Source organism: Acinetobacter kyonggiensis (assembly GCF_900107285.1).
Lineage (GTDB): Bacteria > Pseudomonadota > Gammaproteobacteria > Pseudomonadales > Moraxellaceae > Acinetobacter > Acinetobacter kyonggiensis.
On the sequence record NZ_FNPK01000004.1, the window covers coordinates 197,896 to 211,526 of the forward strand.

The 13,631-nt window shown below is 40.7% G+C and carries 13 protein-coding genes; 7 read left to right on the top strand and 6 right to left on the bottom strand.

Translation table 11 applies throughout. The features are described from left to right. From BLV99_RS05210 to BLV99_RS05230, 5 genes are all read right to left on the bottom strand, one after another. The gene (locus BLV99_RS05210) at positions 1–921 is read right to left on the bottom strand and encodes a tyrosine recombinase XerC (RefSeq protein ID WP_092688365.1); all 921 of its coding nucleotides are present in this window, start codon (positions 919–921) and stop codon (positions 1–3) included. A 200-nt stretch (positions 922–1,121) separates the two neighbouring features. Continuing rightward, positions 1,122–1,967, bottom strand: a complete 846-nt coding sequence (gene dapF, locus BLV99_RS05215) for a diaminopimelate epimerase (protein WP_086184907.1) — start codon at positions 1,965–1,967, stop codon at positions 1,122–1,124. A gap of 13 nt (positions 1,968–1,980) precedes the next feature. Continuing rightward, a complete protein-coding gene (gene lysA / locus BLV99_RS05220) occupies positions 1,981–3,225 on the bottom strand; it encodes a diaminopimelate decarboxylase (RefSeq protein ID WP_092688368.1) in 1,245 nt (414 codons plus the stop codon). A 24-nt stretch (positions 3,226–3,249) separates the two neighbouring features. Beyond that, positions 3,250–3,480, bottom strand: coding sequence for an LPS translocon maturation chaperone LptM (gene lptM, locus BLV99_RS05225; protein WP_086184905.1), 231 nt, complete (start codon positions 3,478–3,480; stop codon positions 3,250–3,252). A gap of 133 nt (positions 3,481–3,613) precedes the next feature. After that, positions 3,614–5,017 carry an amino acid permease gene (locus BLV99_RS05230; RefSeq protein ID WP_092688371.1) on the bottom strand — a complete coding sequence of 468 codons (1,404 nt, stop codon included), beginning with the start codon at positions 5,015–5,017 and terminating at the stop codon, positions 3,614–3,616. 415 nt (positions 5,018–5,432) lie between these two features. On the opposite strand from BLV99_RS05230, the gene BLV99_RS05235 reads away from it, so the two are divergent. The 7 genes from BLV99_RS05235 (at position 5,433) to BLV99_RS05265 (ending at position 12,643) form a co-directional block, all read left to right on the top strand. Then, positions 5,433–6,788 carry an alanine/glycine:cation symporter family protein gene (locus BLV99_RS05235; protein ID WP_092688374.1) on the top strand — a complete coding sequence of 452 codons (1,356 nt, stop codon included), beginning with the start codon at positions 5,433–5,435 and terminating at the stop codon, positions 6,786–6,788. Between the two features lie 131 nt (positions 6,789–6,919). Beyond that, the gene (gene radA / locus BLV99_RS05240) at positions 6,920–8,311 is read left to right on the top strand and encodes a DNA repair protein RadA (protein WP_074947446.1); all 1,392 of its coding nucleotides are present in this window, start codon (positions 6,920–6,922) and stop codon (positions 8,309–8,311) included. Between the two features lie 111 nt (positions 8,312–8,422). After that, positions 8,423–9,397, top strand: a complete 975-nt coding sequence (locus BLV99_RS05245) for a Tim44 domain-containing protein (protein WP_092688377.1) — start codon at positions 8,423–8,425, stop codon at positions 9,395–9,397. Between the two features lie 234 nt (positions 9,398–9,631). After that, positions 9,632–9,985, top strand: a complete 354-nt coding sequence (locus BLV99_RS05250) for a hypothetical protein (RefSeq protein WP_092688380.1) — start codon at positions 9,632–9,634, stop codon at positions 9,983–9,985. Position 9,986: 1 nt separating this feature from the next. Then, positions 9,987–11,699 (top strand): PepSY-associated TM helix domain-containing protein, encoded by a 1,713-nt coding sequence (locus BLV99_RS05255; protein ID WP_092688383.1) that lies wholly within the window; start codon positions 9,987–9,989, stop codon positions 11,697–11,699. After that, positions 11,696–12,034 (top strand): DUF3325 domain-containing protein, encoded by a 339-nt coding sequence (locus tag BLV99_RS05260; protein ID WP_092688386.1) that lies wholly within the window; start codon positions 11,696–11,698, stop codon positions 12,032–12,034. The genes BLV99_RS05255 and BLV99_RS05260 overlap by 4 nt, the downstream gene beginning before the upstream one ends. Before the next feature lie 99 nt (positions 12,035–12,133). Beyond that, complete coding sequence (locus BLV99_RS05265) at positions 12,134–12,643, top strand: tetratricopeptide repeat protein (RefSeq protein WP_092688389.1); 510 nt, start codon at positions 12,134–12,136, stop codon at positions 12,641–12,643. A gap of 48 nt (positions 12,644–12,691) precedes the next feature. Here BLV99_RS05265 and BLV99_RS05270 read toward each other — a convergent pair whose 3' ends face one another. Further along, a complete protein-coding gene (locus BLV99_RS05270) occupies positions 12,692–13,624 on the bottom strand; it encodes a DUF4424 family protein (protein ID WP_092688392.1) in 933 nt (310 codons plus the stop codon). Positions 13,625–13,631: the final 7 nt, after the last annotated feature.

Here is a 13,631-nt window from a genome sequence, read left to right on the forward strand (position 1 = left end):
TTAAGATTTTTGTGCTCGTGGATGTGCCTGATCATACACTTTCGCCAACTGCTCAAAATCGACATGGGTATAAATTTGCGTGGTGGTTAAATTACTATGCCCTAACATTTCTTGCACCGCACGCAAATCACCACTATTCGACAACATATGACTGGCAAAACAGTGTCTTAACAAATGTGGATGTAAATCGATATTTACCCCTGCACGTTGTGCTTGAAATTTCACCCGATTTTCAATTTGTCGTGCACCCAACGGATTACCTTTTTGGGTAATAAATACATTGGCCTCAGGCACAAAATCACCATTCCAAAGGGGATAAACTTGTAACCATTGCATGACTGCATCTTTGGCTTTTGAACCAAAAGGCACCACACGTGTTTTATTGCCTTTACCGATAATACGTAAAAGAAGTCGATTAAAATCAATATCTTTAATACGTAGCCCTTGTACTTCTGCCAAGCGTAAACCACTGGAATACAACAATTCTAAAATGGCTTTATCACGCAGCCACATTTGTTGCTGTACTTCACTTTCAGGTTTGGGCTGATCTAAAATTTGGTTAATCGTTTCAATATCCACCATACCCGGCAAAGGTCTAGGTTGGCGTTTTAACTGAAAATCATCGGCTGGATTAAAAGCCAAATATTGACCCTGCTCTGCCCATTTCATAAACTGCCGAATCGAAGATAATAAGCGTTGTAAACTACTGGAGCTGAGTTGTTGCCATTCTACTTTTTGAGCTAAAAATTCACGTAAATCTGTAGATTCCACATTCATTAAACTGAGTTTTTTCACTGCACAAAAATTTAAAAAATCGGAAACATCACGATCATACGCTTGTAGTGTATGTTTGGATTGATTTTGAATTTCTCGTTCTTTAAGCCACATCACCAATAAATCCGTTGGAGAATAGTTCTGCATTTCAGGCTCAATCACATTTTTTCTCACTGTATTTAATCGGTTTTTATTCAAAATTCAATCGTAAATAGAGAATTTATGCTGCAACTTTTTCATACTATCGGCTCCATTCTAACTTACCTAAGCAATCATGCTATCAACTAGATGCTCAAATAAAAAAGCACCATCATAATGACAGTGCTTTTTAATCAAACCATGCATTTTTATGCTTGGTAATAACTCAAATCGATACGGCCTTCATAGACATTTGCTGTTGGACCCGTCATCCAAACCACATCGCCTTCACGCCATTCAATTTGCAATTTACCACCAGCCAGTTCAATTTCCACAGCATTACCTAGTAGACCACGGCGCATACCTGAAATTGCAGCTGCGCAAGCACCTGTACCACACGCTAAAGTTTCACCTACACCACGCTCAAATACACGTAAGCGCGCATGTGTTTCATCCATAATTTGCATAAAGCCCGCATTGACACGTTGCGGAAAACGTTCATGTGACTCAACTTGTGGCCCCATTCCTGCAACATCAGCAGTCAACACATCAGGAACAATTGTCACTGCATGCGGATTACCCATATTCACCACATCAATGATAATACTTTCATCATTGGCCAAATCTAAGCTATATAGGTTTTCAGGCTCATCAGCAAGGAATGGAATTTGGTTCGGTAAGAATTTTGGATAGCCCATATTGACGCGAACCCAGCCATTTTGACCCAGTTCAGGTTCAACAATCCCCGCTTTGGTTTGTACTTTAATTTTGGTTTTGGTGGTCAATTTGCGCTCATGCACAAAGCGTGTAAAACAACGAACACCATTACCACACTGTTCAACTTCAGAACCATCCGCATTAAAAATACGATATTTAAAATCGACATTGGGTAAATCGGGTGGTTCAACAATCAGTAATTGGTCAAAACCAATCCCGAAATGACGGTCAGCTAAACGCTGAATGGTCATAGTATCTAGGTAAGCACGCTGGCTGATCAGATCAACCACCATAAAGTCATTGCCTAGACCATGCATTTTAGTAAATTCTAAAAACATCTTGAATGACTCCTTAAGGCAATAAGCGTTCTTTATCCCATAATGATTGTATGGTTTCACGTTCACGAATTAAATGCGCTTGATCACCATCGACCATCACTTCAGCCGCACGACCACGACTGTTGTAATTTGAACTCATCACAAAACCGTATGCACCTGCACCCAAGACGGCAAGGACATCATTTTCTTGAAGCGCTAACTGGCGTTCTTTACCCAAAAAATCGCCCGTTTCACAAATCGCGCCCACCACATCCCATTCTTTTGCTTCAACATCGGTACGTGGTGTCACTTCTTGAATATCCATCCATGCTTCATATAAAGCTGGACGAATCAAGTCATTCATTGCCGCATCAATAATGGCAAAATTACGATGATTGGTCGGTTTGAGTAAATCTACTTTGGTGAGCAATACACCTGCATTGGCAGAAATACTACGTCCCGGTTCCATATACACTTTTAAGCCCAATTTTTCTAAAGCAGGCTTCAGTGCATTGGCATATTCAGTAACGGTTGGTGGCACTTCATCTTTATAGGTCACGCCTAAACCACCACCGATGTCGATGTGTTTAAGATGAATACCCAGCTCTTTCAATTTTTCAATCATCATGATCACACGATCAAGTGCATCGACAAAAGGCTGAGTTTCAGTGAGTTGCGAACCAATATGACAGTCAATGCCAATCACATTTAAATTCGACAATGAAGCTGCATATTGATAGGTTTCAAATACGCTGTCAGATGGAATACCAAATTTATTTTCTTTTAAACCCGTCGAAATGTATGGATGTGTTTTCGCATCGACATCTGGGTTGACACGTAAAGAAACAGGTGCTTTTTGCCCCAATTCAGCCGCAACTTTTTGAATGCGATCCAGCTCTGCATATGACTCAACATTGAAGCAAGCAATGCCCACTTCTAAAGCTTTTTTAATGTCTGCTTCTGATTTACCTAGACCAGAGAATACAATTTTAGAAGCATCCCCACCCGCTTTCAATACACGAGCAAGCTCACCGCCAGTCACAATATCAAAACCAGCACCTTGCTTGGCCAATACATTCAATACCGCAATATTTGAGTTTGACTTTACCGCAAAACAAATTTGATGATCGATAAAGCTAAATGCACGATCCATATCGAGATAATGCTTTTCAAAAGTGGCTTTTGAATAAACATAAAGTGGCGTGCCAAATTGCTGCGCAAGTTGTTGCAATGAACATTGCTCTGCGTGCAAAACCCCATGAATGCGGGTAAAACTCATGAATGTATCCTTTCTATGAAAGCGTTAAGGTGTAGAAGGCTGATTAGACTCAGTATTCGGTGTTTCAAGCTCTTTCTGTTCAGATTGTTGATTCTGTTCAGACTGCTTTTTGGAATCGACATTGGGATATAACAAATACTTGGAACGCTTGTCGTAATTTTGATCATTCGGTAACTGTAAAGCTCCAGATTGACCACAACCGACCAAGGCAAAACCTGTCGCCAATAAACTGATGTAGCAAATGACAAGACGCATCTGACCACCTATCCTATGTTTTCAAAGAAGTATAACTCGATCACAGCCGTGACCAAAGTGCTAAACGCTAGAGATTATCGTGAGTTAAAAAAAAACGCCAGTTTCAAACTGGCGTTTTTCACCAACAAAGGGCTTATTTATGTTTCGGTTTATAGAAACCAAAGTAACCAATAATCAAGATAATAAACCAAATTGGACTAACCATCAGTGCTTTCATGGTATCGGCTTCTAATGACAAAACGTAAATCACGCCAATAAAGAAGATGATAACGACCCAACAGGTAAACAATCCACCAGGTAATTTAAAGGTTGATTTCGCATGAAGTTCTGGACGCGTTTTATAGTAAACAATATAGCTCCAGATAATCATTAACCATACACAGATGAACAAAATGGTTGAAAGTGTGGTGGCCAAAGTAAAGGCTTCAACAGTATTCGGTACAAAGTACTGAAGTGCAGCACCTAACAACAAACATACCGCAGAGAAATACAAGGCATTGGCAGGAACAGCACGCTTATTTAAATGTCCAAATGCTTTAGGTCCTTGTTCTTCACGAGATAAACCAAACAACATCCGACTGGTTGAAAATACACCGCTGTTCATAGATGACATCACTGAAGATAACACCACCAAATTCATGATGATTGCAGCTGCGGCAATACCTGCTTGACTAAACAAGTTTACAAAAGGACTAACCGTTGGATCAATTTTATTCCATGGTGTCACGGACATAACAATCACCAGTGCCAACACATAGAAAATAATGATACGCACTGGAATCGAGTTCACGGCTTTTGGTAAGTTACGTTCAGGATCTTTGGTTTCAGCCGCAGTTGTACCCACAAGTTCCACGCCCACAAAAGCAAAAATTGCAATTTGGAAACCCGCAAGGAAGCCTGTCGCACCTGTTGGGAAAATACCACCATGTGACCATAAATGCGTAAACGAGGCAACCTCACCTGCTGTCGAGGTAAAACCAGTAAAGATCATCCATAAGCCGACACCAATCAGCACGACAATGGCAATAATCTTAATTAATGCAAACCAGAACTCGAGTTCACCGAACAGTTTTACAGTCACAAGGTTTAAACCGATGATGAAAACAATCGCGGCAATACTGATCATGACCCCTTCTGCTGGGCTAAAGGGCATTCCATTATTAAAGAACTGTAAGTAATAAATAATCGCAGAAAGATCGGCAATCCCTATCGTGATCCAGCACAACCAATAGGTCCAGCCGACAAAATAGCCTGCCCACGGTCCAATTAAATCGGTACAGAAATCAATAAAAGATTTGTACTGTAAGTTAGATAGCAATAATTCGCCAAGCGCACGCATGACAAAAAACACCATAAAACCAATAATCATATAAATAATTAAAATTGAAGGACCCGCTAGGCTGATGGTTTTACCCGACCCCATGAACAATCCCGTACCAATTGCCCCACCGATTGCAATCAATTGCAAATGTCGATTAGACAAACTTCGTTGCAGTTCACCATTTTCAGCGGTCGAACTTGTATTTTGATGTGACATTATTTCATTCATCTTCGACGTCTATCGCAACAAATTAACGTAAAAAATACAGAAAACAATAAAAAACTGTGCACTATCTATATTTTCTAATTAAGTAAGTAAGTTAATTTATTTTTCTTATATAGAAAAATGATGAAAAATTGATTTAAAAATAAACATAAATAATTCATTTTAAATGCTTGTAAAAGTGCTGAACTTTAGCTAAAAAATAAATAACAATAAAACAAAATGCTTTCATAACAAATCCAGCAGCAAGTAACAAAAATTAAAACCTTTTCAACCATAAGGAATAAATGTCTTAGTAGCGTTATAACAAATGATCAGGAAGGTCCCCAATATGGCACACCACTTGCTTAAGCATTGATAAATCTAAATAAGCCATTCACGAAACTCTAGACGAAAAGAAGAAGCTATGATGCAAAACTTACAATCGATAATGGAAACACTCAGCGGATGGGTCTGGGGTCCGTACATGTTGGTACTGATTGTCGGTACTGGTGTATTTCTCACATTCCGTCTCATGTTCTGGCAATTTCGTATGCTGCCACTGGCCTTTAAACAGGTTTTTGGTAAGCATCCTCAAGCTAAATCCCATGCAGGAGATATTTCACATTTTGCCTCGCTCATGACAGCACTCTCCGCCACTATTGGTACAGGTAACATTGCGGGTGTGGCAACAGCATGCGTTCTAGGTGGCCCCGGTGCCGTCTTTTGGATGTGGATGACGGCTTTATTTGGTATGGCAACCAAATATGGTGAAGGTGTACTGGCCGTCAAATATCGCGTTAAAAATGAAAATGGGATGATGTCCGGTGGTCCCATGTATTACATCGAACATGGCTTAAAATGGAAATGGCTGGCTCTGATTTTTGCATTCTTTGGCACCGTGGCTTCTTTTGGTATTGGTAGTTCAGTACAGTCCAATACTGTTGCGCTTGCCGTGCAAAACAGCATGGGTATTGAAACGTGGGTTACAGGCATCATCATTACTGTTTTCTCTGCCTTGGTGATTTTAGGCGGGATTAAATCCATTGCTAAAGCAGCAACTGTAATTGTTCCTGTCATGGCGGTGGGCTATGTTGCTGGTGGTTTAATCATTATTCTTAACCACCTTGAGTTGGTTGTACCTGCACTGGAATTGATCTTTAAAGATGCATTTACGGGCGAAGCGGTTGCAGGTGGTGCAATTGGTGCTGTGATTCGTTACGGGGTCGCACGTGGTGTCTTCTCTAACGAAGCCGGTATGGGTTCGGCACCGATTGCAGCGGCAGCGGCAAAAACAGATCATCCAGCACGTCAGGGTTTGGTTTCAATGACAGGAACTTTTATTGACACCATTATTGTTTGTAGTATTACCGGTATTGTCTTGGTGATGGGTTTCATCATGGCAGGCAACACCTTTGGAAATGAAACAGGTGCTGTACTCACGACGCGTGTCTTTGATCAATTATTACCCGGTGTCGGCGGTTGGGTGGTAACGCTCGGTATTATTTTCTTTGCCTACTCAACTATTTTAGGTTGGTGTTATTACGGTGAAAAATGTTGTACTTATATTTTCGGAGAAAAGTACGTACTCATCTATCGTCTTATTTATATTGCGACAGTATTTATTGGCACCGTCGCCACGCTAGACTTGGTTTGGCTCTTTGCCGACACCTTCAATGGCTTAATGGCTGTTCCAAACTTAATTGCACTCTTATTGCTCTCTACAGTGATTGCGAAAGAATCGAAAGATTTCATTGCAAAACGCAAGTCAGGCGAATTGTATTAATTTCAGAAGTTCATCAAGCCACCTTCAAGGTGGCTTTTTTATGGACTCAAATTCTAGCAAGCATTCAATTCAGTAAAATTCATCTGTATGCTGTTATCAGATTATTCATTTTCAGCATTTAAAAATAAGATATGGCAAAAGCAAAAAGTGTTTACCGTTGTGAGCAATGCGGTGCTGATCATCCAAAATGGTCAGGTCAATGTTCGGAATGTGGCGAATGGAATAGCTTAACGGAAGTCCGTGTAGAACCTGCCGTCACTCATCGCGCCCAACCGAAAATGGGCGGTGGTTATGCAGGTCAAGTCGCCAACATTACCACCTTAAATAAAATTTCCGTTTCACATGAAACCCGCTTAGCAACAGGCATTGCTGAATTTGACCGTGTTTTAGGCGGTGGCTTGGTGACGGGTTCTGTGGTGTTGATTGGTGGTGATCCCGGTATTGGTAAATCAACCATTTTGTTACAAACTGCCACACACATGGCATCGGCACAAAGTTCAGCGCTTTATGTCACCGGTGAGGAATCACTTTCACAAGTAGCGTTACGTGCCCATCGTTTAGAGTTACCGACAGACCATCTTCAAGTCATGGCGGAAACCTGTGTGGAACGAATTTGTGAAGTTTTAGCGCAAGTCCGTCCAGCAGTGGCCATTCTAGATTCGATTCAAACGCTGTATACCGAAACACTGCAATCTGCTCCCGGTGGAGTTTCACAGATTCGTGAATCTGCCGCACTGCTGACCCGTTTTGCTAAGAATAGTGGCACCTCACTGTTTCTGGTGGGGCATGTAACCAAAGAAGGTGCACTCGCTGGGCCGCGTGTTCTAGAACATATGGTCGATTGTGTGCTGTATTTTGAAGGTCAATCTGACTCACGGTATCGAATGATTCGTGCCGTCAAAAACCGTTTTGGTGCAGTCAATGAGTTAGGCGTGTTTGGTATGACCGATAAAGGCTTACGAGAGGTTGCCAATCCATCTGCGATTTTCTTAAGTCGTTATGATGAAGCCATTCCCGGTTCTATCGTCATGATTAGCCGTGAAGGTACGCGCCCACTCTTGGTTGAAGTACAAGCTTTGGTGGACGATGCACATGGACAACCCCGCCGTGTTGCACTGGGTTTAGAACAAAACCGACTCAATATGCTGCTTGCCGTCATGCACCGTCACGGTGGCGTACAAACTTCAGGGCAAGATGTTTATGTCAATGTCGTCGGTGGTTTAAAAATTACCGAGACAGGTTCTGACCTTGCGGTGTTACTGGCCTGTGCTTCAAGTTTGCGCGGCAAAGCCTTACCACAACAACTGGCTGTATTTGGTGAAGTGGGACTCTCTGGTGAAATTCGTCCTGTACCAAATGGTCAAGAGCGATTAAAGGAAGCCATCAAACATGGTTTCAAATATATTATTTTACCCAGAGGTAATGCTCCTCAAAAACCCATTGCAAATGTACAAATTATTTCAGTGGCACGTTTACATGAAGCATTAACCGAAGCCATGAACTTAACAGAAGAATTGGCTTAAGCTTAGACAGATGAAAGATTATGTAAAAAAAACACCAATTTAATATTGAAATTCGGTGTAAATGACTGCATAACTGTGTGGCTATAATTTATTTTTATTTAGGAAAAAACGATGGAAGTTCGACAGCGTAGTTTGATGGCAGGTATTTTAATGGCGGCTTTGGTGGTTGCACCAATGGCTGAAGCAAAACGTGCAGGTGGTGGTAAAAGCCATGGCATGAGTCGTTCTGCTGCTCCAAGCCAATCTTACCAACAGCCACGTCAAGCTACTCCTGCCCCACAACCAACAACAGCACCTACTCAACAAAAATCAGGTTCTGGCGTAGGTAAAATGGTTGCTGCTGGTGTTGCTGGTGCTGCAATTGGTGCAGTTGCAGCCAATGCAATGGCGGATGATAAACCTGCTGCAAGCAGTGCTGATGCGACTACACAGCAAGAAGAAGAAAAAGGTGGTATTCCGGGTTGGATCTGGATTCTTCTTGCAGCAGCAGGCGCATTTTTCTTGTTCCGTAAATTCGGAGCAAAAAAAAAACTAGCCGCCAATAACCCATACGCACCAAACAATGCTGGAAATACAGCACCGTTTGGTCAACAAACCGCAGCACCACGTACTTCAAATGACAACAGCAATATTTTTGGTCAATCTGTAGGTGGTTCTGCGGGCGCAGCAACTCATGCTCCGTTTGGAAGCGCTTCGACCAGCAATGGCAATCAATTACCAGATGGTACTGAACCTGCTGCATTCTTACGTGTTGCTCGTCAACGCTTTAACCATATTCAATCTATGAACACAGCAAGCAATATTGCTGAAATTCAACGTTATTTAACACCTGATCTTTATCAGTCTATGTATAACGACATTATGGCAAACCAAGACCAAGACGTTGCTGAATTCTCTAACCTCAATGCAATGGTGACAGATTCTGCAAATGAAAATGGTCAATATGTGGTGAGTGTGCGTTTCACGGGTACTGTAAGTGAAGACTTAAACAGCTTACCGCAATCTTTTGCAGAAATTTGGCATTTCACTAAACCTGCTGGTTCTAACCAAGATTGGTTGGTTGCAGGTATCCAACAAGAAGCTTAAGCTCTTTTGGACTAAACACAGCGACTTCGGTCGCTGTGTTTGCTTAACAACTGCAAGAATCTATCACCAATTCCGTTTGCCATTTTTTGCCACATCATCCCTTCTAAAATAAATAATGCGATAAAGAAATATTATTTAATCGTGCATTTTGTTAAATCAATCATTTTAAACATTAATAATAATTGTTATCATTTTCATTATAAACAATCACGCTTCGTAATAATTGAATTTAAAATGATGAATAGTTCCCAACTTGATGCTTTGGCAACAAATCACCTTGCCACTTCAGCAGCTAAAAAAACGCAGCAAAAGTCTTTATTACTCGCTTACCGTTTTATGATTTTCTATCGTTTTATGCTAGCGCTGATAGGCGGTTATGTTCTGGCGAGTTTAAGTGCGATGGTTATTGCACAATACTTTGCTGAATCTCGGGGTAGTGCTGCAATGAGTGCGACTCTCGTTGCTTTTACACTTTGGGCATGTGCATTTATCTGGGTTTTTATGGTCAACAAGACACTAAAAGCCAGTCTAGGTATTGTTCTCCCAAGTCTCTTCTTATTTGTTATTTATAAGTTTTTAGGAAACTAATATGCGCGTAGATGCAAAACAGGAAGGGCCTCGCCAGTCCATGTCATGGTTACATACTTGGGCAAGTTTAATTCTTGGTTGGTTATTGTATGCAATATTCTTGACCGGTACTTTAAGCTTTTTCCAAAATGAAATCACGGTTTGGATGAAACCTGAATTACACCAATCTGTACCTCAGAGCAGTCAAATTCAACAAACGCAAGTGGCGCTCAATTATTTACAAAAAAACCATCCGAATGCTGGCAGTTGGAATATTCAACTGCCAAATGCACGGCAAAATACAACCCTACTTAATATTCGTAAAATTGGTGAAGATCCTCGCGCACGGCGTGGCGGTGAACGAATCACCTTAGATAGCGCAACAGGTGAAGTACTTGAAGCACGCGATACTCGTGGTGGTAGTTTCCTCTATCGTTTCCATTTTGAATTGTATGGCTTACCACGATTATGGACACGTTGGCTGGTTGGAATTGCAACCCTACTTATGCTGGTTGCCATTATTAGCGGTGTGATTACCCATAAAAAAATCTTTAAAGACTTCTTTACCTTCCGTGCAGGTAAAGGACAACGCTCTTGGTTAGATGCACACAATGCCACTGCTGTACTTGCCCTACCCTTTCATATCATGATTACTTTTAGTGGCTTATTACTGCTGCTGTTTACACTCATGCCTTGGGGAATTAACCAAATTTATGAAAACCGAGGACAATTCTTACAAGAGCAAAGTCGTGCACTGGTCGAAAATAAAGAAAATAGAACCGAACGCGCCGAGGGGCGTCATACTGATCGTCAAAATAATTCACAAGCTCTTGGTGAAAATACCGAACAAGCTGGTGAAAAACGTCAACAGCGTCAAAAACTTAAAGCTCAACCCGCACCTTTGGCAGACATAGCACCTATTTTGGCGACTGCACAACAAAAGTGGAAAGACAATCCTGTAGGTTCAATCACGATCATTGCGCCAAATACCAATCAAGGCAAAATTGAATTACGTGCCTTATTGGGGGAAAGTGTTGCTCATCGCAATGTTTATGACAGCTTAGAATTTAATGCTGTGACAGGTCAAAACATCACAGATGACAGTTCACGTCTAAAAAATCCATCTGTACCAATGGCTATTTATAATGTCGTGACCGTACTCCATGAAGCCCGTGGTGTCGATTTAGCCCTACGTTGGTTATTGTTCTGTTCAGGTATCGTTGGCACATTGATGGTGGCAACAGGTCTAATATTATGGTGTGTAAAACGTGCCCCTCAGCAACAAAAACAAGGTTATAAATCCTTTGGTTATCGTGTTGTCGAAGTCACTAATATTACAGCGATTATTGGTTTACCCATTGCCTGTGCTGCATATTTTTATGCCAACCGTTTTATTCCTGCTGAAATGGACATGCGTTCAGACTGGGAAATTCGTAGCTTCTTTATCATCTGGCTACTCAGTTTAATTTATGCTGCGATTCGTCCACACCGTCAAGCATGGTTAGAATTACTTATTTTTGCAACAGTTGCATTTGCCCTGTTACCTGTTATTAACTTTATGACAGGTGGTCAAGCCTTATGGAACAGTATTGCCAATGAGCAATGGATGATCGCTTCATTTGATTTAGCCATGTGGCTACTTGCAATCTTGTTCTTCTATTCTTATCAGAAAGTGAAAAATCACAAAGGTCTCCCCGTTAAAAAAGCCAAAGTTACTCAGGAGCCTGAAGCATGATTTTTTTCATCCTGATTTGGTCAATCTGTACTGTGGCATTTTTTGCTTTAGCAAGTTGCATGTCAAAACATCAAAAGCAAATTTTTGGTCGTGAATTAACAGCATCAAAAACTAAACTTGCAACGCTTGTAGGCTGGGTATTATTAATCATTGCACTGGTGATCTGTATCACTCATGGCAACTTAAGCAATATGATCAGTTATTGGATTGGCGCACTAACCTTCTCTGCGTTATTTGTCGGTTTATGTTTAAGTTATTTTGTACATAAAGCAAAACAATGGGTGATGGCGTGTATTTTGATTGCTATTTTAAGTTGCATAACCTATCTCATCTAAGCGTTCAAAATTAAATAACAGCTTGAAAAAGCCAATCTATGGATTGGTTTTTTTACGCCGACCATTTACGCTATACACATTATGTCCTTTGGATTTGTTATGTCTGATCTCCCTATTTCTACAGAACTGTTTAATCGTGCCATGGCAGGTAATCGTGATGCACAATTTGAACTTGCTGAAATTTATATGCAAAGTGAAAATGAAGAACATGTTGCACTGGCTGAAGAATGGGCGCTAAAAGCCGCACAATTAGGTCATGTTGAAGCCATGTACTGGTTAGGTGAAGGCTATACTTTCTATGCAAAAGATATGTTAGAAGAAGATCCTGAAGAGGCAAAAACCTATTTTGAACATGCATACCGCTGGTTAGAACAAGCCAGTAAACATAAACACCCTGCTGCAATTTTAGAGCTATCAAATTTTTACCGTCGTGGCGATGTGGTTGAAAAAGATGTCGCGAAATCGGTTGAATTGGTCAAACAAGCAGCCGAACTGGGTGAACTTCAAGCGATGCGTGATTTAGTCTGTATATATGAACATGGTTTAGGTGTAGAGATTGATGAAGAAAAAGCAGATTATTGGAATGAGAAAGTCAAAGCTGCTGAATAAATTCAACCAAGAAGCCTATCGAATGATGGGCTTCTTGGTCTGCGCGAATTAAAATTTATGAACAAAAATAATCTCTAAATCCTGCTTTGGCAGAAAATTCTTTTCAAGCATTTGAAAGCGTGTTGGGCTCATTTTAGTCACCTTTCCAGCCCAGCAAAAAGAGACCAACTCATCTGTGTCACGTTCAACTGTGAGCTTAAAGTGCTCAATCGGTTTAGCCCAATTGGCACCCGTTTTTAAAATATAGCCCAAAGCTGAATAAGGTGCATGCTGTGACTTGGCTTTCTTTAAACCCGCTTTAAAATTACCATCCATGCAATACGCTTTTTCATCTTCTGCTGGATATAAGGACACTGAACCACCGACCAATGGTGCATATTGGTGCTGTACACGCGTCAATGAGCTGGCTTTAAAGCTTTGCTGCCAACTGTAAATCACTTGAGAAGACCACACTATTGCTTCACTTTGACTCTTTGGCAAAATATTTTTTAACTGTACATTAGGACAACGTCTTAATTTATTTTCAAACAATTCATATTCATAGGTTTTTCTATTCCACGGATTCAGCATTTCAGTTTGCGTAAAACCACATTGCTTAAATAGCTCGGTTGCATCAATGGGTTTTGAGTGCTCATCTTTTTGGATAAATGTTCTCACATGCATTTCTGGCTGAATATTTTTACCATTCACCTGTACCTTAAAGCTGTTCAGCAATTTTTCGGTATCTGCAAAATCTGATTCAAAAAAATTCTCTATCGGCGGAAGCGGAAAAAGTACTGTTTCAGAAATGTCTTTATTGGTTAAGTTTTTAAATTGATAATCCACTTTAATCTGATTTTTACTAATGAATAAGTCTTCACTGTACATTTGAATATTATTATTTTTCAGATACTGCACACCACCCGTAGAGACGTAGCCAGTACTGTCATTGGCACTAATTTGCATTGAAATAAATGCCAATATTCCGATGATCTTTTTCATTTTTAAC

Coding starts and splice junctions, on each gene's coding strand:
- BLV99_RS05250 (WP_092688380.1), top strand. CDS start 9,632: ATGATGAATAGTTCCCAACTTGATGCTTTGGCAACAAATCACCTTGCC.
- BLV99_RS05230 (WP_092688371.1), bottom strand. CDS start 5,017: ATGTCACATCAAAATACAAGTTCGACCGCTGAAAATGGTGAACTGCAA.
- lptM (WP_086184905.1), bottom strand. CDS start 3,480: ATGCGTCTTGTCATTTGCTACATCAGTTTATTGGCGACAGGTTTTGCC.
- BLV99_RS05265 (WP_092688389.1), top strand. CDS start 12,134: ATGTCTGATCTCCCTATTTCTACAGAACTGTTTAATCGTGCCATGGCA.
- BLV99_RS05235 (WP_092688374.1), top strand. CDS start 5,433: ATGCAAAACTTACAATCGATAATGGAAACACTCAGCGGATGGGTCTGG.
- lysA (WP_092688368.1), bottom strand. CDS start 3,225: ATGAGTTTTACCCGCATTCATGGGGTTTTGCACGCAGAGCAATGTTCA.
- BLV99_RS05245 (WP_092688377.1), top strand. CDS start 8,423: ATGGAAGTTCGACAGCGTAGTTTGATGGCAGGTATTTTAATGGCGGCT.
- BLV99_RS05210 (WP_092688365.1), bottom strand. CDS start 921: ATGCAGAACTATTCTCCAACGGATTTATTGGTGATGTGGCTTAAAGAA.
- dapF (WP_086184907.1), bottom strand. CDS start 1,967: ATGTTTTTAGAATTTACTAAAATGCATGGTCTAGGCAATGACTTTATG.
- BLV99_RS05255 (WP_092688383.1), top strand. CDS start 9,987: ATGCGCGTAGATGCAAAACAGGAAGGGCCTCGCCAGTCCATGTCATGG.
- radA (WP_074947446.1), top strand. CDS start 6,920: ATGGCAAAAGCAAAAAGTGTTTACCGTTGTGAGCAATGCGGTGCTGAT.
- BLV99_RS05260 (WP_092688386.1), top strand. CDS start 11,696: ATGATTTTTTTCATCCTGATTTGGTCAATCTGTACTGTGGCATTTTTT.
- BLV99_RS05270 (WP_092688392.1), bottom strand. CDS start 13,624: ATGAAAAAGATCATCGGAATATTGGCATTTATTTCAATGCAAATTAGT.